Raw genomic sequence first — 17,527 nt, 5'->3', positions numbered from 1 at the left:
TGAAATATAGTTCATAGCCGTATCACTTTGATATACATCTTGGCGTCAACTTATCAACAAATGCTATTAAATTGACGCCAAATACCGTTAACTGACGCTAAAATGTAAAGGCCAAGTTACCAGACAAGCCAAATTGATTGTCACCAGCATAACTACCAGCAATGTCTACACTGACCAAATCACCCGGACTGATACCAAGTCCAGCGGTCACTGAATTATCGAGCGTATCTTCCAAATCCATTTCGTAACCTAAACGAAGCTGCGCCCAACCCCATGCATTTCCCTCTACACCCATACGAATGAACTGAGTATCATCATCAAGGCCAGAAAAACGCTTCTGTTTTGTTAAATCTAAGTCGACTGTTGCCGTCAATAACTCAGTCGCATAGGCACCAGACAAAGTGACTTGCGTATCTAGTCGATACTTATCGGACTTATCTTTAGTTTTTAGATCTTGAGAGAATAAGTCTTTAACGGCTACACCCGCGCGGAAATCGTTATAAAACCAAACCATACCAAGGTCTAAGTTAAACGCATTCTTGCTGGTTTCGCTTTCGTCGTAATCCTCTAAATCAAAATCTTCAACATTTAGAATCTCACTGTAGGTTTTTAGTTGCTGGTATTTGGGTGTGACACCAAAAGAGAAGTCGTGGCCTGCCAGTTGCACTCGCTTCGCCAGAGCAACACCGTATTCAGAATAACCAAACGCTAGCATGTCTACGCTCGAATTCTCATAGCGGGTTTGCACGTTTGCTGGTAAATCCCCACCATCGGGCGCGATGTCTGTCTGAGCGATAATCTCCGCATAACCGCGCATGAATATATTGCCTGAAACCACACCAAATGGCAGAGCAACTGCTAAACCACCTCCAGCACTTACTGCCAAAGGTTTGTCGTCAGAGAGCTTTGTAAGATAATCATTTAGTTCGGCGGCAATGGCAGGATCAGTACTACCAGAGTCTTCAAAATCATCTATGGCATCTTGAAGGTCGTCAAGCGTCGACAAAGACTCATCGGTATCACGCGCATTCACCCCAATTGCAGGAGCCAAAATGCCAAAGTCATCTTCATCACGGTAAACCGCCGTTAAAGCGGGGTTATAGAATGGAGCAAGCAAATAGTCAGCAGACGTTACACCAGTATTGCCCATACCGTTACCGCGTCCGTCAGCAACGATATTTGCCGCTGACGCTGTGGTTCCAATCAAGGCGCAAGCCACTGCCAAGGATAGAGTTTTTAGTTGTTTCATTTTCCGTATCAACCTTATTATTAACTTCCATAAACAAGATTAATACATTTTTTGTTACATCAAGTACGAATTATTCCACTAGTGTCACATCAATCACACTAATCAAAGGTAAAACACCACTAACCAGTGCTTCTTTCTGCACTTTAGAGAGTTGCTTTAAACGATATTCCACCTTTGAGGCTTGGCTACGCGTGCTCCCTACTTGCTGGTACCACGCAAGTGTTAATGGGCCTTTCCCTTTTAGGGCTTTGGCTCCCGTACCAGCACAATGCTGGGCAAACCTTCTCTCTATGTCTGTCGTAATGCCACAATAAAGTGCATTAGAGCGAGTGCGGACAAAATAGACAAACCAGTCCGCACTGTTAGTACTTACCTTAGTTGTCATCTAACCAACAAGCTGTTCAACCAGGTGCTTCAGTTGAGCCAGCTCCTGCCTAAGCTCAGCGACCTCCGTTTCAAGGGCATCAATACGCTCATTACTCGCACTTGGTGCACTGACCGGAGCGGCACTGGTCAACGCCTCAATGTCAACGTCACCACTAAACAGGTGCATGTAGCGAGATTCCCGCTTGCCTGCTTCGCGTGGAAGTTTAACCACCAGCGCACCTGCATCGCGAGCAGCCATATTATCCAAAACCGCTTCGACTTCTTTTACATCAGAGAAATCTGCAAGGCGATTGGTACGTGTGCGCAGCTCACCCGGTGTTTGTGGTCCACGAAGAAGCATACAGCAGGCAATAGCTTTTTCCTGTTTAGACAGTTTCAAATCACCAAATTCAGTATTACAAAAGCGGTGTTGGAATTTACTCGCTCGGCTATTGAAGCCACTTTCGTCACTCACTAAGCGACGAGCAATCAAAGAGTCGACCGCTTCTTGGACTTCAGTATCAGAAAGGTTCATGACGGGTTCGCGGTTACTTTTCTGGTTACAAGCCGAGGTAAGACTATTTAATGTCAAAGGGTAATAGTCAGGAGTCGTCACCTCTTTCTCAATAAGACAGCCAATGACACGTGCTTCTACAGGATTGAGTTCGATATTCATTGTTATTTCCTTATGATACGCCCGCTAAGCTAATCAGTGCTCAGACAGGATGGGAACCTTTTTGATATTGCCGTGTTCATCAATCATTACGATCTTAGTACGGTTTAGCTCTACTTCCGTCACTTCTTGACGGGTTCGCTCGCTTCGGTAGGCTGAGACGATTTTATGTACGCGGCTTGGTATCGCGTTATCTTCTTCTTTTGGGACTATAATGTCAGAAGTTCGCATGATCGATTTGCACAAAGTGTAACGTTAATTTACGAATCATATATCGAACCATCCCCTTGCTACAATCGTTGCTTAAAGAGATCGGTGATAAAAGCGTCAACATACTGTAATGATTGATCTTAAGACTGTTATCGGCACCAATGTTGTGATTTAATCGTTGGTAGTTAAAGGAAAACCAGGAAATAGAACCTATGAGTGGTGTATTTGAAATCGTATCTCAGGCACGTCGTAAGAATAAACTGAAACGTGAACTTATCGACAACGAGAAGAAAGTTCGTGACAACCGTAAGCGTGTGGATCTTCTAGAAAACCTTCTTGATTACATCAAGTCTGATATGAGCAACGAAGAAATCGTTGGTATCATCAAAAATATGAAAGCAGACTACGAAGATCGCGTTGATGATCACATCATCAAGAGTGCAGAAATCTCTAAAGAGCGTCGCGACATCAGCCGCCGTATCCGCGAGTTAACCGAAGAAGATAAGCAAGTTCTTCAAGGCAAAAAGAAGTAAGCAATACTTCGGTTACACCAAATAGACCAAGCCCGCACTCGATGCGGGCTTTTTGTTAGATCCCCATCGAAACAATGACTAGCCAACAAATTTCGTTATTACAAATTACTAAATAGCGCTAAACGTTTGCGTAATCGCTAACCTTCTCCGTTCACAAATTTTGGACTTTCATCACACATTTAGCCCTGTTATATTTCACGTCAGATAAACAATTAGACCATTCGAGGCACGGAGCTTCCTCACTTATCTCAAGAAGAGAAGAATTGGTACCGACACTGACACTGTTCGGCAAACATTTAGAGGGTCAAATTATGGAAATGAATATGGTTGAAATTCTGGGCTACGCTGCTTCTATCATGGTAGCAATCTCGTTAACCATGAAAGATATCGTTAAGCTTCGTGTTCTTAACTTTATCGGTTGTGCGCTTTTCACTGCTTATGGATTAATGATTGATGCTTGGCCAGTTGTCGTGACTAATGGCTTTATCGCATGTGTTAACGTCTACTTCTTAGCGAAGATGCAGAGCGAAAAAAAAACTGACGAAGCCAAAAGCGCCGCTTAGTTAAAAAATGCAAAACCCCAGACAGGCGTCTGGGGTTTTCTTTAACTACCACAAAAAAGCTCAGCGAAGTGCTGAGCTTTATCATTTTCGAAACCACAGAGTTAGTTGTTTGATACGATAAACAACACTTCTACTCTTCTATTACACGCTTTGCCTGCCATAGATGCGTTCGAGCAAGCCGGGACAAACTCGCCATAGCCACGTGTAAAGATTGAATCCATCGCAACATTATTACGTACTAATTGCTGCTTAACCGCTTTTGCGCGCTTCATTGACAAGCTGTCATTGAAAGACGGAGCCCCTGTACTGTCGGCATGACCATCGATAACTATGTCTATCCCCGGTTGAGTTGAGAGGTACTCCCCCATCATATCTAACCAGTAAGCGGAATCAGGCATCACTTGAGAAGATCCGGTATTAAACTTAATCGTATCTTTCAATTTGACCATAATGTGGTTGCCCGGCAACACTTCGTAATCCACACCATTTTTTAACAAAAAGCTTTGCAGATCCTTATAGTAAGGTGCACGCGTTTGCCCCATCGGTCCTTCAACACCTGACTGAGCCACCTTAGGATCGTTGCCCCATTCTGGGTAACGAACTTCAAAATCTGTCTTAGGTGCAGTATCTAACATATCTTCCGTCATATTAGCGATATCTTGCGCCATATTGGTACAGCCAGAAAGTAAGATAATCAGAGGTAAGGTCAGGTATTTCATCTCTCCACCATTGGTTCCTTTGTGATTCTTTAACTGTATCGGCCGTTTTTCTGATTCTTTAACGCAATTTTAGCCGCTGTGCGCAAAGTTTGTGCATTAGCTGTTTTAGAAACAATTTGCGATTAATTACTCGTGACTGGCTATTTAGTTCTTTCACTTGAAAGAGTAAAATTCGTTAACTTTTAACTCGCGTTGGCTTGTAAACGCGACTATCTCGAGAATCCGATATGAAAAAGCTCCTCGCTCTGATTGCTATCTCAGTAACGAGCCTCTTAGTTGGCTGTTCAGACAACAATATTCCCCAAGAAGGAAAACAATACCAACAGCTTCCAGTCAATCTGGCAACGTACCGATTACCACAAGTAACCGAAGTGTTCTCTTTAAATTGTGGCCACTGCTATAAAATGGAATCCGTAATGCCACAACTTGAAGAGCTGACAAATCAATCAATCGGCAAAGTACATGTCACTTTTAATGAAAGTGCTCAAATCGGTGCCATGATTTACTATGCCGCCGAGATGCAACTGGGTAAAAAGCCGGACCACCAATTCATGCAAGAGTTATTTGCGGCAGTACAAATGGGGGATGGCGCAACGAATTCAGAGCGAAAAGCCGCGATTGACAAGGCATTCCAATCTCGTGATTTAATAAGCCCATACGATTTAGACAAATCAAAACAAGAGCAGCTATTTAAGGCGATGGCTATTGCACAAGACATCACAGAAAAAGGCCAAATCAATGGCGTGCCGACTTTCATTGTTAACGGAAAATACATGGTGCTGACATCGGGTCATCAAGATGTCGACGGTATCGCTAACACCATCAACTACCTAACTAAACAGCAATAAACAGACTGGACGTTTACTATGTCAAAAATTATCTTTCCGATCATCATCTTCATCCTTGCTGGCTTCATGATCTACCGCACTTGGACCAACAACAAAGTTAGCGATGAAAACTTCGCTGCTGGCCAAGCTTTTCTTATCGAAAACGGTAAACAAGAGGGCGTTATAACGACTGAGTCAGGGCTTCAATACCAGATCCTGGTAAAAAGCGAAGAGACAGCCAAGCCAACAACCAGCAACACAGTAAAAGTGCATTACCACGGCACGCTAATTGATGGCACTGTATTTGATAGTTCAGTGGAACGTGGCGAGCCGATTAGCTTCAAGCTGAACCAAGTCATCAAAGGCTGGCAAGAAGGTCTGACTTACATGTCACCAGGTGATAAGTTCCGTTTGTTCATCCCTAGCCCGCTGGCTTACGGAAAAAATGGCACTGGCCCTATTCCACCAGCTTCAACATTGATCTTTGATGTTGAGTTACTAGAGATTCAATAACTAAAACACGCTGATGTATTAACGAAAAAGCCAGTCGAATGACTGGCTTTTTTCATATAGAGTGCTTAACAGAACTCGGGCAGTTGCTTGCTGATGAAGTTTTGATCAGCCGCATAAAATTCGCTGAGCGGCAGCTCTGATGGATTCAGCCACTTAAAACTCTGTTGATCAACGTCTTCGACGACTTTCGGCTCGGTGTTCGAATCTGCTTTTAACACTGTGTAGTAAATACGGCCACCATACTCGTTAATGTCAGAGAAAGTCGCGACATGAGTTAAATCTTTCAGTGTCGTTTCTTCGTAAAGCTCACGAATAGCGGCATCAGTGCCTGATTCATTGTGGTTAACCTGACCTCCCGGAAACTCAACAACCATTCCCTTAGATGCTCTAAACCTTTCTTGTACCAACACCTTTCCATCTTTGACGACAATGGCCATAGACAAGTGTTTCATGTGCACTCCTTATAATTCCTTCGTTACTGCTGATTTCAATACCATCCCCAGAATATATGGTGGTGGTGTTATTATTTGCGGCGATAATATCGCAACATACCCACCATTTGTTATGAGATAATTCCCATTTCTGATTTTGCAGCACAAAAAAACCGGCTTCTGTGCGAAAGCCGGTTTTTATTTTCTAATGAATTACTTGTGTTTATCTTGAACGTATTGCTGGCTCACATCGACAACCGCCACGTCTTTAAAGAAGCTACGCCCCAAAAGTAGTGGGAAGGTTAAATGCGTTCGATCTGCTAACGTGAACTCTGTCTTTTCTTTCAAATCACCGATTTGGATCCAAGCATCTACAACGGCTCTACGGTGAGTGTCGTCAGCCGTCGATTGGCGAATCTTTACCCAACGCTGCACAGGTAGAGCAATCTCTTTGGTTTTAACCCCATCATGTTCGATCTTAAACTTAACCCAATCTTTGCCGTCACGTTCGAAAGGTTCGATGTCTACCGCACTGATGGACGAGGTAGTCGCCCCTGTATCGATACGTGCTTTTACACTCTGCTCCAAACCAGGTAGGTAAACCCACTCTTTTTCACCCAAAATAAGCTTGCCATCGGACGTTTTCTGCGCCTTCAATACCACTTCAGGCTGCTTGGGCTTTTCAGCAGGCTTTGTTTCTTTGATCTCTTCTTTCTCTTCAACTTGAGGCTTTTCTACTTTAGGCTCCTCAACTTGTGGCTTCTGTTCAGGTTCAACAGGAGCTTGCCCTGTCGTTGAACACGCCATTAAACCACCACTTAGCATAACTGGAATGATTAGCTTCCACGTTTTGTTCATTCGACCACCTAATTCAATTGACCATTCTGACCAGCTTTAAAAAAGGCCCACATACGTGAGCCTTAAAACGAATATAAAACTCGATCTATTAAGATACTTTTACGATTGCTTCAGCTACATATGGAATGTCTTTTTCCGTTAAGCCTGCAATATTTATACGACCATCGCCAACGCCATAAATTCCATATTCTTCACGAAGTTGCAGCATCTGATCTTGAGTAAAGCCTAGCACAGTAAACATGCCTTTGTGACTTTCAATGAAATCGAATTGTGAAGTATTGTGCGAATTTCTCAATTCATTGCACAAGGTTTGACGAAGGTTTAACAATCGCTGCTGCATTTCGCTCAACTCTTGCTTCCACACGGTGGTTAAATCTTGATTTTGCAAGATAGTTTTTACAAGCGCAGCACCATGGTCTGGCGGCATAGTGTAGGTTGCACGCGCAAGGGTTAAAAGTTTGCCTTTTGCATTATTCACGTCACCAGCTGATTTGCCGACGACAATCGCAGCACCGGTACGTTCGCGGTATAAACCAAAGTTTTTCGAACACGAAGTCGTAATCAGCATTTCTTCTACGTTATCCGCCATATGACGAAGGCCCTTAGCGTCCTCTTCAAGGCCATCGCCAAACCCTTGGTAAGCAATATCGACAAATGGAGTAAAGCCATTCTTTTGCGCAAGCTCAGTAATCGCCTGCCACGCAGCAAAGTCAATGTCTGCGCCAGTTGGGTTATGACAGCAACCGTGCAGCAAAACGACGTCATCTGGACCAGCCTGAGCGAGTTCTTCTAACATACGTGCAGTATCAACTTGCTTGGTTTCAGGGCTAAAATAGCTGTAGTGTTTTACTTTGAGGCCAGCCGCTTCCATTACAGGTCTATGGTTTACATAGCTTGGATTAGAGATCCACACTGTTGTATTCGGTTGAGCAACCTTCATTAAATCGCCAAGCATACGCAGGGCACCACTTGCTCCTGGCGTTTGAATCGCAGCAACACGACCCATGGCAGATGTGCCATCTAACAACAAGTTCACCATGCTTTGGTTAAACTCTTCGCAACCGGCTAGACCAACGTACGATTTGGTTTTTTGCGTTTCGACAACAATATCTTGAGCCTGCAAAATTGCCTTCATGACAGGGGTTTCACCCGCGCTGTTTTTGTAGACACCGATGCCTAAATCGACTTTGTTAGGACGAGGATCATTGCGGTAAGCAACGGAGAGAGAAAGAATAGGATCTAATGTTGGTGTTGGTAAATGTGAGAACATGAAAGTCACAACCCTTTGAAATTCAAGTAATGACCCACACGTTATCATCTAAGTTACAAATCTAGAAATAAAATTTTAGTGGCTAAGAGCAAAACAGGATAAAAAGCTGTAAAATTTAACATACAGTTAACTTATTTGGACTTAGCAAAACACTCGCAGCGGCTCATAGCTTGAAAGTGTGAATGACTTGATTAGAGCTCCCCCGCCATTCAAGGTTAAGGTCTTTTTTGTCTTGCTCAAACTTTCCATCAATCAGAACGTCAATATACTGAGTCACTTCGCGTTGCGCGTTATCAAGCTCAGCTAACGTGTAACCCGTCCAAAGCCAAATATCTTTCCCCGGGCACTCTTCTCTTACTCGCTTGACCAATTTTAGGATGTCAGACACATTGGCCGGGTGTAGTGGATCCCCACCAGACAGAGACAAACCGCGTTTTGGAATTCGCTCATCTTGCAAGTCAGCAATGATTTTATCTTCTGCTTGCTGGGTAAAAGGCGTCCCTGAATCCAGTCGCTGAGTTGATTGGTTATAGCAGCCGCGACATTGATGGACGCAACCAGAAACAAACAACGTACATCGCGTACCTGGGCCATTCACGACATCAACAGGATAATATTGGTGATAATTCATTGTGCGACTCAAAAAGAAAACCCATAGCTGGGCTTAATAGAATGATGAATGTCCTGCTGGCAGAACCAGCAGGACAATACTGACTATAAGTGCTTAACGCGGCGCTTAACTTCTTCTTGCTTGCCGAAGTTAAACGGACGCGCATCAGGGCTGCCGAGGTAACCACATACGCGACGAGTCACCGATACTTTGGTAGAGTCATGGTTACCACAGCTTGGGCAAGTAAACCCCTTACTAGTACATTCGAACTCACCGTTATAACCACACTCGTAACACTCATCAATCGGCGTGTTGGTGCCATAATATGGGACTCTGGTATAGCTGTAGTCCCAGACGTTTTCGAGCGCCTCAATATTGCGTTGCATATTCGGGAACTCGCCATAGCAGATGAAGCCACCACTCGATATTTCAGGGTAAGGCATCTCAAAGTCGATCTTATCGTAAGGATTGACTTTTTTCTCTACATCCAAATGGAAGCTGTTGGTGTAGTAGCCTTTGTCCGTCACCCCTTCGACCACGCCGAACTCTTTCGCATCAATGCGGCAGAAACGGCTACATAGGTTTTCACTTGGCGTGCCGTATAAGCTGTACCCATAACCCGATTCTTCGGTCCACTGATTAACCTTGTCTTTCAGGTACTGAATGACGCCGAGTGCTTTCTCACGTAGTGCACTGTCATCATAAACATGCTGCTCAGTGCCAAACAGTGCATTAATGGTTTCGTGGATACCAATGTAACCAAGCGAGATAGACGCGCGGCCATTCTTAAAGATATTAGCAATCGGTTCATCGGCTTTCAGACGCACACCACATGCACCTTCCATATACAAAATAGGAGCAACACGTGCTTTAACATTTTCTAAGCGAGAGATACGAGTCTCTAATGCTCGACGAGCCAAGTGAAGTTTTTGGTCAAGCAATTGGTAAAACTTCGCTTCGTCGCCTTTAGCTTGAATGGCAATACGTGGCAAGTTAAGGCTAACAACACCTAAGTTATTACGCCCTTCATGAATCAACTCACCGTTTTCTTCGTACGTGCCTAGGAAGCTACGGCAGCCCATCGGAGTTTTGAATGACCCTGTGACTTCAACGACTTTGTCGTAGTTTAAGATGTCTGGATACATGCGTTTAGACGCACATTCAAGCGCAAGTTTTTTAATGTCGTAGTTCGGGTCGCCCGCTTTATGGTTCAAGCCATCTTTAATGCCAAACACTAACTTAGGGAAAACGGCCGTTTTGCGATTTTTGCCTAGACCCGCAATGCGATTCTTTAATATAGACTGTTGAATCAAGCGCGAAGCCCAGCTTGTACCTAAACCAAATCCAAAGGTTACAAACGGAGTTTGGCCATTCGCGGTATGCAAAGTATTGACTTCATACTCCAAAGATTGGAAGGCGTCGTAACACTCTTTTTCTGTACGAGAACGAGCAAAAGCTTCTGGTTGGTGGATGTCCCACTCCTTAGCCACTTTTAAATGTTTCTCGTAACTGGTCATCACGTAGGGTTCTAGCACTTCGTCGATACGGTTAATGGTAGTACCACCATAAATGTGGCTAGCGACTTGAGCAATAATCTGTGCAGTAACCGCGGTTGCGGTAGAAATCGACTTCGGCGTATCGATCTCGGCGTTACCCATTTTGAAACCATGAGTTAACATGCCCTTAAGGTCGATTAGCATGCAGTTAAACATAGGGAAGAACGGCGCGTAATCAAGATCGTGATAGTGAATATCGCCTTCTTCATGAGCTTGAACGATATCACGCGGAAGAATGTGTGTTTTCGCGTAGTGCTTCGCAACGATACCTGCTAATAGGTCGCGCTGAGTCGGGATAACTTTGCCGTCTTTGTTGGCATTTTCATTGATTAGATCAACATTGCTCTCTTCAATAAGCCCTTCGATTTCACGGGTAAGAGCACTTTGTTTTTCGCGAGCCATATCTCGGTCGTGGCGATACTCGATGTACGAGCGTGCCAGCGATTTATATGGTCCTTGCATAAGTTCATTTTCAACTAAAGTCTGGATTTCTGCGATGTTAACTTCATCGTGATCTTTTAGCTGCAGCTCAACCGCTAAAGCCACATTTAGTGCATAAATAGCGATTTCTTTATCTACATGCTCTGCGGCGGCTTCAACTGCTGCCTGAATGCGATCCCTACTGAACGGAGCTCTTGAGCCGTCACGCTTGATTACGATTGGTTTCACCTTCTCTCCTTACCCTAAGCATACTCACAGACTTATCCACAAACACACTATATAGGGCGATTTTTTATTCGACTGACACTATATGTTGTGGCGTATTTAACGAGATGAACCGAATAAAAGTATTGATTTCGATCAACAAAAATAGGCCATAGATTAAGATCAACGCGATCTTAGTGGCAGCGATCTCAGGCTGGAAGAAAACCATGTAAATTGCAAAAATGAGGCTCTTTAGGCTTGATTTTTTTCAAGCGCTTATGGAATAAAGGCTGTAATCGATTTTATGAATGTTAAAGTATGTTAAACCAAAAAATACGCTGTTTTGTCCTGTCTGCCCTGTTGGTATTGCCCTTTGATGTACTCGCGGATTCATCACTAACATTGTCCACATGGAACATTGAATGGCTGTCTTCATCACCGTCAGACCAATTTGTCCAGTCGCAGCGAACAACGGGCGACTATCTCGCACTCGAGGAACATTTTTCATTGATGCAAAGCGATGTGCTCGCCTTTCAGGAAGTGAATGATGAAGCCGCGTTACAGAAAGTGATAGGTAAGGGTTATGACATCGTATTCTCTGATCGAACCCAGGAGAGACACACAGAAAAGCGTTTTCACGACATCAATCAGTTCACCGGAGTGGCGATAAAGCATGGGATTAGCTGGCAGAATATGCCGGATGTTTTGCTCGATCAACGTAGCAACAGTAAGCTTCGTTTCGCAACCTATGTTGTTATTCAGCCAAACAGTGAACGACCTATTCATCTATTGTCTGTTCACCTCAAGGCTCGATGCAGCGGTGCTTACAAGAATAATCGCGACTGCCGCATTCTAAAACAGCAGGGTGAGCGCCTAAACCAGTGGATTAATGAAAAGGAAGTGGCGAACCAAGCTTACGTCATCCTTGGCGATTTTAACCACAACCTAAGCTATCCCAATGACTGGTTGTGGAACACGCTTACCCAGAGCAACCGTGCTCAGCTAGCAACACAACGAACTCGCGCCGAGTGTAAGGTTCGATCGCGAAAGCAACCGAACAAAACCCACAGTTTTCGTTCACTGATCGACCACATCATTGTTAGTGATCAAATCAAGCTTTCAGCACCTAAACAAGATGTGTATCCGAGCCAACAGGTGCTCAAGCATCAGCTAAGCGACCACTGCCCTATCACCGCCCAACTTTACTAAGTACATCTAATTGGGGTTGAGTACAATGGTTTCACCAGCGCTCAGCCCTTTACGAACTCGACGACCTTCCCCTAGCTGTACCAGTCGCGTTTCAAGTTGACCATCGGCAAGGACTTTGACGTAATCGAGTTGACCGACTTGAGTTATTGCGTCTGTTGGGACAATCAGTTCATCTCGTGTTCCCATTGGAATCATTACTTGACTGTACGTTCCCGGAAAGAGTCCCAGCTCTGCGTTAAAGTCCAGCTTAATCTTGTAACTGCGTGAGCCAGCGTCGGCCGAGGGAGTAATCTCAATAATCTTCGCTTGAGTAGATTGGCCGACCGTTGGGAAAGTGATCATGACCTCTAACCCGAGCGTAACAAAAGGCAGTGCTGACTCTGAGACATCAACCTCGACTTGCAAAGACTGCGGATTGTATAGGCGTAACAAGCTCAAACCGGGTGTTGCCGTATCACCCGCGTTGACGGATTTGGCAGTGATGACCGCATCAAAAGGGGCGCTAATAACGCTAAAGCCAAAGGTCGTTTCCGCTTCTGCGACCGCTGCTTTTGCTTGATTAAAACTGGCTTGCGCCGATTGAAGGCGACTCTCTGCTGAATCAAATTGAGACTGTGGAATCAGCTTTTTCTTAACAAGGTCTTCCGCTCTGCGGTACTCCTTACGAGCATTGTTAAGCTGAGCCTGAGTAGAAGACAAGCTCTGGACACTCTGCTCTACAATGGCGTCTAAATCGTCACTCTCGAGCCTAAGTAACAAGTCACCCTTGGTGACGTTGTCACCTACATCAACCATCACTTCTACCACGTTCGCGGTCAAACGAGCGGCAATATCTGCACTTTGTTTTGCAGAGACAACACCCGGAAAAACACGCTTATTGACCTGCTGAGTTGCAACTAAGGTCATCGTCTCAAGCTTATCAATATCCAAACGATGATGACGCTTTGCTGACTCAATTTTATCGCTGAACCCACCCGCCATATAAACAAACAGGAAGGCGAGTAACGCAAACAACCCGGCGCCTAACACTTTGTTATTAAGTTTCATTACTCTTCCTCCTGAGTTTTTAATCCATGCCCCGGTTGATGTTGATAGGCTAAGTTGTAAACCACGGGCACCACGAGTAAGGTGAAAACGGTTGAGGCCGTGATGCCAAAGATGATCGCCCATGCTAAACCGTTAAAAATAGGATCGAGCGTAATCACGATATTACCGAGCAGCGTCGTACCCGCGGTGAGTAAAATTGGCCTCATCCGCACAGCGCCTGACTGTATCAACGCGTGATCTAAAGGCATTCCAGTTGCCAAGGACTGCTGTATGAACTCAATCAGAACCAAGGAGTTACGTACCACAATGCCCGCGAGCGCAATCATCCCTATCATTGCGGTGGCCGTAAACAAAGCTGGGTTGGGGTAACCATTAATGTCGCTGCTTAACGTATTTAGCAACCAGAAACCTGGCATGATGCCAATGACGGTTAATGGTATCGCCAGCATAATGATGCCAGACACCGCGGGTAAGCCAGTTTGTATAAGCATGACGACAAACACACCGAGTAACGCCGCCCCATAGGCAATCCCTAAGTCACGGAAAACATCCACAGTAATTTTCCACTCACCTTCCCCACTCCAAATCACATCAATGTCATCGCTGACACGCCAAGCTAACCCTGCACCATTAGACAGATATGTACGCTCTCCCCATTCTGTTACTTGCTCGTGTTGAGAAACATTTTGGTCTGCAAGCACATCAGCAATGATTTCACCGGGGACACGGCCGGCGGTTTCCGCGTAAACATAAACCACAGGCTTGAGGTTTTTATGATAAATAGGTTGGTCGCTGTTACGCTTTACAAACTCGCCGATTTCAGCCAGCTGGACTTTAGGTTGTGGCGCATCGATCAGTGCACCATTCACGTATTGCTTGACCACACCCGATTGGCCACGCACATACAGCTGGCGTAGAGAATCAAGATCGTCACGCTTTTCAACAGGTAGACGAATCTCAATAGGAAGTGGCAGAAGGTCTCGATCGGTTTCCAGATAGCCAATGACCAACCCTAGATTAGCCGCAAGTAGAGTCTGGTTGACATCTTTGATCGACACTCCCGATAACGCGGCTTTTTCCTGATCAATAATGAACTGCCACGTTTCCAACTCCCCTTGAATACTGGTGTCGACTTCAGTGACGAACGCTTCCTTCTGCAACCTATGAGCAACAAGATTCGCCTGTTGCGCTAACTGCTGATAACTGGTCGTCGCACTGCCATAGACTTCGGCGGTGATGGTCGCAATCACCGGAGGCCCCGGTGGCACTTCCACAAGCTGAATAGTGGCTGAATACCGTTGGGCGATTGTCTCCAAGTCTTCTCTTAAGCGCGTTACAATTTCGTGGGATTGCATATGTCGGCGGTGTTTGTCTGCCAGCACCACCCTTAGCTCACCTTGGTATGCTTGATCGCGCATAAAGTAATGGCGAACCATGCCATTAAAATCCATTGGTGAAGCAACGGCGGAGAATCCAGAAACCGACTCCACCTCTGGCACTTCAACCAGATAATCGGCAAACACGCGTAGCGCATTGGACGTTTCAACAAAATTGCTCGATTCGGGCATATTCAGTACGATCTGAAATTCGTTTTTATTGTCGTATGGCAGTAGCTTTAACGGTACTAGGCGCAGCGCAGGAAGCAGTGCCGCGACCACAAATAAAATAGCCACTGTAGCCAAAAACAGCCAGGCTTTACGTCGACTCTCCAACAGTGGAAAGAGCACTTTTTGGTATCCGCGGTACAGTAAGCTTGATTCAAGTTGTTCGCTAACATTGCTATTGGCTGCGACTAATATCTTTTTCGCCAACCATGGTGTGATCATAAATGCCACCACAGTGCTGAAAATGACACTTATTGGCACATTAAATGCCAACGGCCCCATATAGGGTCCCATCATTCCAGTGATAAAAAACATTGGCAGAAATACGATCACAATGGCCACGGTTGACATTAGCAACGCACTGCGAATTTCGGCCATGGCCAACACAATCGCTTTGGTGCGAGATAAGTCGTTACGTTTCAAGTAACGTTCAATGTTATCAATGCTTGCGATGGGGTCATCGACGATAAGACCGAGTGCAAGTATCAAGGCAAACAGTGTGACTCGGTTAATCGAATAACCAAATAGTAGGTCCATTCCCAAGGCGGCGCCGTAACTGATCGGAATCGCGATCGCGACAACCAGAGCGCTGCGCCAGTTCAAAAACAGCCCAACAAAAACAACCACAGTCAGGATTGCAATACCCAAACTCGAGATAAGGTTGGACACTTTGTCGTCTGCCGTTTGGCCATAATCACGAATAATGGCAAACTCAACCGCTTGCGGAAATTGTTGCTGTTTAAGCTCTTCGAGCTGCGTTAATACACTTTCCGCAACGTCAACCGCGTTTGAACCTCTCTGTTTGGCAACAGAGATAAACACAGCAGGGTATTCTTGCCCTGATTGAGCAGAGCGATACCAAGTGTCTGTGGTTGCTTCAGATTGTCCATCAACGACATTGGCAACATCTTGTAAGTAAACAGGCTTGCCATTCACCACACTGACAACGAGCTGCTTCAGCTGACTGATGCTGGCGAGCAGCGCGCCACTTTCAAGTTGATAGAACCCATCCTCGACTTGGATAGAGCCAAGATCTGTTCTCTGATGTGATAACGACAGCGCGCGATTTAAATCATCAATGGTCACATTGAAATGGGCCATCGCAACCGAATCCAACTCAACGGAGATGGTTCGTGACTCCCCTCCCACGACCTTAACCAAGTTAGTATCGGGGAGCGCTTTTAAGCCAAGCGTAGCCTGATCGGCAATGCGTTTTAGTTGATGACGATTAACGTGTTCAGTATCTGTGCTATACAAAGCCGCTACCACGATAGGCACATCATCGATTTCAACAGGCTTTACAATCCAATTATTGACCGCTGGTGGAATCTTGTCTTGATTCGAATAGAGCTTGTTGTAGAGCTTAACCAACGACTCTTCGCGTTGCTCGCCAACATAAAATCGAACGATCACCTGAGCTGCGCCTTCCATTGAGGTCGAGTACACGTATTCCACACCATCAATCTGACTCAGCAACTTTTCCAATGGTTCTGTGACTTGTTTCTCTACCTGAGAGGCTCTTAAGCCAGGTGCAGACACCAACACATCGGCCATTGGAACCACGATTTGAGGATCTTCTTCTTTTGGCGTTAGCCACAACGCCGCCGCACCAATACCCAACATAAGTATGATGAGAATTGGCGGGAAAAAGCTGCTCATAACCGATTGAATCCAGCTTCCCTGCCCGCGTTTTAACTCCATGTAACCTCCAATCTGTTACAACTTCTATTTGATTGCTTCAGCGAATTCTCGAGCCAATTGCGCTTTAGGAAATGCAACATTCGCCATCAGTGAGCCCACCAACATCGCCACTAAAAACAGCACCACTTCAATGCTGCCTAACGCGACACTCGTTACGGCAGGCCCGGGGCAAACTCCAGCAAGCCCCCAACCGATACCAAACACAGCGGCGCCAGACATCAATCGACTATCGAGGTGTTGAGAGGCAGGTAGGCAGAGGTTTTCACCATTTATTGATTGACTGCGCGGCTTGATAAGAAAGTGATAGCTTGGCAAAAACACCAATAACGCCCCGCCCATAACGAACGCAAGGCTAGGATCCCATTGCCCAGCGAAGTCTAAAAATCCGATCACTTTTGCAGGATCAATCATGCCAGAAAACGCCATCCCAAAGCCGAATAAAGCCCCAGAGAAAAGAGGTGTCAATCGAGTTAATCTATTGTTCATCACTTGCCCCTAGTTACCTACTGAAAACCAATGTAAACGTACATATACCGTCAAAGCGGCCACCAACATAAATATCATGGTTGCAATTATTGAACGCTTTGATAGACGGCCAATACCACATATACCGTGCCCACTGGTACAGCCATTAGCGAGTCGGGTTCCAAACCCAACCAAGGCACCAGCGACAACAAGTACTGGTAATGATACGCCGTCAAATGAAGGGGTATCGACACCAAATGACATCACGCTCACCACGCCACCTAGCACCATGCCTAAAACAAACAGTACACGCCAAGCGTAATCAGCGCTTCTAGGCAACATAAGTCCATTTACAATGCCGCTGATCCCAGCGACCTTTCCATTCATAAGCAATAACAAGGTAGCGGATACACCAAGTGCAACACCACCTAACAACGATTCCCATGGAATGGTTTCTAACATTGAATACCTCTTTAAA

At 45.3% G+C, this 17,527-nt stretch carries 19 protein-coding genes; 5 read left to right on the top strand and 14 right to left on the bottom strand.

Going from position 1 to position 17,527, the window contains the following annotated elements; all coding sequences use genetic code 11:
- Positions 1–97 precede the first annotated feature (97 nt).
- The 4 genes from RH45_RS08755 to RH45_RS08740 all read right to left on the bottom strand — a co-directional run bounded on the left by RH45_RS08755 (position 98) and on the right by RH45_RS08740 (position 2,519).
- Complete coding sequence (locus tag RH45_RS08755) at positions 98–1,249, bottom strand: conjugal transfer protein TraF (RefSeq protein ID WP_008076212.1); 1,152 nt, start codon at positions 1,247–1,249, stop codon at positions 98–100.
- Between the two features lie 70 nt (positions 1,250–1,319).
- Complete coding sequence (locus RH45_RS08750; protein ID WP_008076210.1) at positions 1,320–1,634, bottom strand: GIY-YIG nuclease family protein; 315 nt, start codon at positions 1,632–1,634, stop codon at positions 1,320–1,322.
- Positions 1,635–2,291, bottom strand: a complete 657-nt coding sequence (locus RH45_RS08745) for a YceH family protein (protein ID WP_008076208.1) — start codon at positions 2,289–2,291, stop codon at positions 1,635–1,637. It lies immediately after the preceding gene.
- 33 nt (positions 2,292–2,324) lie between these two features.
- Positions 2,325–2,519 (bottom strand): hypothetical protein, encoded by a 195-nt coding sequence (locus RH45_RS08740; protein ID WP_008076206.1) that lies wholly within the window; start codon positions 2,517–2,519, stop codon positions 2,325–2,327.
- A 182-nt stretch (positions 2,520–2,701) separates the two neighbouring features.
- Here RH45_RS08740 and RH45_RS08735 point away from each other — a divergent pair, with 182 nt between their 5' ends.
- Together RH45_RS08735 and RH45_RS08730 are read left to right on the top strand one after the other, a co-directional pair.
- Complete coding sequence (locus RH45_RS08735) at positions 2,702–3,031, top strand: DUF496 family protein (protein ID WP_277422221.1); 330 nt, start codon at positions 2,702–2,704, stop codon at positions 3,029–3,031.
- A 311-nt stretch (positions 3,032–3,342) separates the two neighbouring features.
- The gene (locus tag RH45_RS08730; protein WP_008076202.1) at positions 3,343–3,594 is read left to right on the top strand and encodes a YgjV family protein; all 252 of its coding nucleotides are present in this window, start codon (positions 3,343–3,345) and stop codon (positions 3,592–3,594) included.
- Between the two features lie 101 nt (positions 3,595–3,695).
- On the opposite strand, the gene RH45_RS08725 is transcribed toward RH45_RS08730, so the two are convergent.
- Positions 3,696–4,313, bottom strand: a complete 618-nt coding sequence (locus tag RH45_RS08725; protein WP_008076200.1) for an OmpA family protein — start codon at positions 4,311–4,313, stop codon at positions 3,696–3,698.
- A gap of 227 nt (positions 4,314–4,540) precedes the next feature.
- On the opposite strand from RH45_RS08725, the gene RH45_RS08720 reads away from it, so the two are divergent.
- Both RH45_RS08720 and RH45_RS08715 read left to right on the top strand, forming a co-directional pair.
- Positions 4,541–5,161 (top strand): thiol:disulfide interchange protein DsbA/DsbL, encoded by a 621-nt coding sequence (locus RH45_RS08720; protein ID WP_008076199.1) that lies wholly within the window; start codon positions 4,541–4,543, stop codon positions 5,159–5,161.
- A gap of 18 nt (positions 5,162–5,179) precedes the next feature.
- Entirely contained in the window at positions 5,180–5,653 is a 474-nt protein-coding gene (locus RH45_RS08715; protein WP_008076197.1) for an FKBP-type peptidyl-prolyl cis-trans isomerase, read from the top strand.
- Positions 5,654–5,718: 65 nt separating this feature from the next.
- Here the strand turns inward: RH45_RS08715 and RH45_RS08710 are convergent, their stop codons facing one another.
- The 5 genes from RH45_RS08710 to nrdD form a co-directional block, all read right to left on the bottom strand.
- A complete protein-coding gene (locus tag RH45_RS08710; RefSeq protein ID WP_008076196.1) occupies positions 5,719–6,105 on the bottom strand; it encodes an NUDIX hydrolase in 387 nt (128 codons plus the stop codon).
- A 192-nt stretch (positions 6,106–6,297) separates the two neighbouring features.
- Positions 6,298–6,942: an ATP-dependent zinc protease family protein gene (locus RH45_RS08705; protein ID WP_008076194.1), complete on the bottom strand. Its 645-nt coding sequence runs from the start codon at positions 6,940–6,942 to the stop codon at positions 6,298–6,300.
- Positions 6,943–7,030: 88 nt separating this feature from the next.
- The gene (locus RH45_RS08700) at positions 7,031–8,212 is read right to left on the bottom strand and encodes an amino acid aminotransferase (protein ID WP_008076192.1); all 1,182 of its coding nucleotides are present in this window, start codon (positions 8,210–8,212) and stop codon (positions 7,031–7,033) included.
- A 163-nt stretch (positions 8,213–8,375) separates the two neighbouring features.
- Positions 8,376–8,843 carry an anaerobic ribonucleoside-triphosphate reductase-activating protein gene (gene nrdG / locus RH45_RS08695; RefSeq protein ID WP_008076190.1) on the bottom strand — a complete coding sequence of 156 codons (468 nt, stop codon included), beginning with the start codon at positions 8,841–8,843 and terminating at the stop codon, positions 8,376–8,378.
- A gap of 83 nt (positions 8,844–8,926) precedes the next feature.
- Complete coding sequence (nrdD, locus tag RH45_RS08690; RefSeq protein ID WP_008076181.1) at positions 8,927–11,047, bottom strand: anaerobic ribonucleoside-triphosphate reductase; 2,121 nt, start codon at positions 11,045–11,047, stop codon at positions 8,927–8,929.
- Positions 11,048–11,341: 294 nt separating this feature from the next.
- On the opposite strand from nrdD, the gene RH45_RS08685 reads away from it, so the two are divergent.
- Positions 11,342–12,232 (top strand): endonuclease/exonuclease/phosphatase family protein, encoded by an 891-nt coding sequence (locus RH45_RS08685; RefSeq protein ID WP_039958394.1) that lies wholly within the window; start codon positions 11,342–11,344, stop codon positions 12,230–12,232.
- 6 nt (positions 12,233–12,238) lie between these two features.
- On the opposite strand, the gene RH45_RS08680 is transcribed toward RH45_RS08685, so the two are convergent.
- The 4 genes from RH45_RS08680 to RH45_RS08665 are packed head-to-tail and all read right to left on the bottom strand — an operon-like array spanning position 12,239 to position 17,511.
- Positions 12,239–13,279 carry an efflux RND transporter periplasmic adaptor subunit gene (locus RH45_RS08680; protein ID WP_008076177.1) on the bottom strand — a complete coding sequence of 347 codons (1,041 nt, stop codon included), beginning with the start codon at positions 13,277–13,279 and terminating at the stop codon, positions 12,239–12,241.
- Positions 13,279–16,584, bottom strand: coding sequence for an efflux RND transporter permease subunit (locus RH45_RS08675; RefSeq protein WP_008076176.1), 3,306 nt, complete (start codon positions 16,582–16,584; stop codon positions 13,279–13,281). The genes RH45_RS08680 and RH45_RS08675 overlap by 1 nt, the downstream gene beginning before the upstream one ends.
- Before the next feature lie 24 nt (positions 16,585–16,608).
- Positions 16,609–17,070: a YeeE/YedE family protein gene (locus RH45_RS08670; protein ID WP_008076175.1), complete on the bottom strand. Its 462-nt coding sequence runs from the start codon at positions 17,068–17,070 to the stop codon at positions 16,609–16,611.
- Positions 17,071–17,079: 9 nt separating this feature from the next.
- Complete coding sequence (locus RH45_RS08665) at positions 17,080–17,511, bottom strand: YeeE/YedE family protein (protein ID WP_008076174.1); 432 nt, start codon at positions 17,509–17,511, stop codon at positions 17,080–17,082.
- Positions 17,512–17,527: the final 16 nt, after the last annotated feature.

Origin of the sequence: Vibrio sinaloensis DSM 21326 (assembly GCF_000189275.1) — a bacterium.
GTDB lineage: Bacteria > Pseudomonadota > Gammaproteobacteria > Enterobacterales > Vibrionaceae > Vibrio > Vibrio sinaloensis.
This window is presented reverse-complemented; position numbering and strand designations above follow the sequence as displayed.

Coding starts and splice junctions, on each gene's coding strand:
- RH45_RS08755 (WP_008076212.1), bottom strand. CDS start 1,249: ATGAAACAACTAAAAACTCTATCCTTGGCAGTGGCTTGCGCCTTGATT.
- RH45_RS08750 (WP_008076210.1), bottom strand. CDS start 1,634: ATGACAACTAAGGTAAGTACTAACAGTGCGGACTGGTTTGTCTATTTT.
- RH45_RS08745 (WP_008076208.1), bottom strand. CDS start 2,291: ATGAATATCGAACTCAATCCTGTAGAAGCACGTGTCATTGGCTGTCTT.
- RH45_RS08740 (WP_008076206.1), bottom strand. CDS start 2,519: ATGCGAACTTCTGACATTATAGTCCCAAAAGAAGAAGATAACGCGATA.
- RH45_RS08730 (WP_008076202.1), top strand. CDS start 3,343: ATGGAAATGAATATGGTTGAAATTCTGGGCTACGCTGCTTCTATCATG.
- RH45_RS08725 (WP_008076200.1), bottom strand. CDS start 4,313: ATGAAATACCTGACCTTACCTCTGATTATCTTACTTTCTGGCTGTACC.
- RH45_RS08720 (WP_008076199.1), top strand. CDS start 4,541: ATGAAAAAGCTCCTCGCTCTGATTGCTATCTCAGTAACGAGCCTCTTA.
- RH45_RS08715 (WP_008076197.1), top strand. CDS start 5,180: ATGTCAAAAATTATCTTTCCGATCATCATCTTCATCCTTGCTGGCTTC.
- RH45_RS08710 (WP_008076196.1), bottom strand. CDS start 6,105: ATGAAACACTTGTCTATGGCCATTGTCGTCAAAGATGGAAAGGTGTTG.
- RH45_RS08705 (WP_008076194.1), bottom strand. CDS start 6,942: ATGAACAAAACGTGGAAGCTAATCATTCCAGTTATGCTAAGTGGTGGT.
- RH45_RS08700 (WP_008076192.1), bottom strand. CDS start 8,212: ATGTTCTCACATTTACCAACACCAACATTAGATCCTATTCTTTCTCTC.
- nrdG (WP_008076190.1), bottom strand. CDS start 8,843: ATGAATTATCACCAATATTATCCTGTTGATGTCGTGAATGGCCCAGGT.
- RH45_RS08685 (WP_039958394.1), top strand. CDS start 11,342: ATGTTAAACCAAAAAATACGCTGTTTTGTCCTGTCTGCCCTGTTGGTA.
- RH45_RS08680 (WP_008076177.1), bottom strand. CDS start 13,279: ATGAAACTTAATAACAAAGTGTTAGGCGCCGGGTTGTTTGCGTTACTC.
- RH45_RS08675 (WP_008076176.1), bottom strand. CDS start 16,584: ATGGAGTTAAAACGCGGGCAGGGAAGCTGGATTCAATCGGTTATGAGC.
- RH45_RS08670 (WP_008076175.1), bottom strand. CDS start 17,070: ATGAACAATAGATTAACTCGATTGACACCTCTTTTCTCTGGGGCTTTA.
- RH45_RS08665 (WP_008076174.1), bottom strand. CDS start 17,511: ATGTTAGAAACCATTCCATGGGAATCGTTGTTAGGTGGTGTTGCACTT.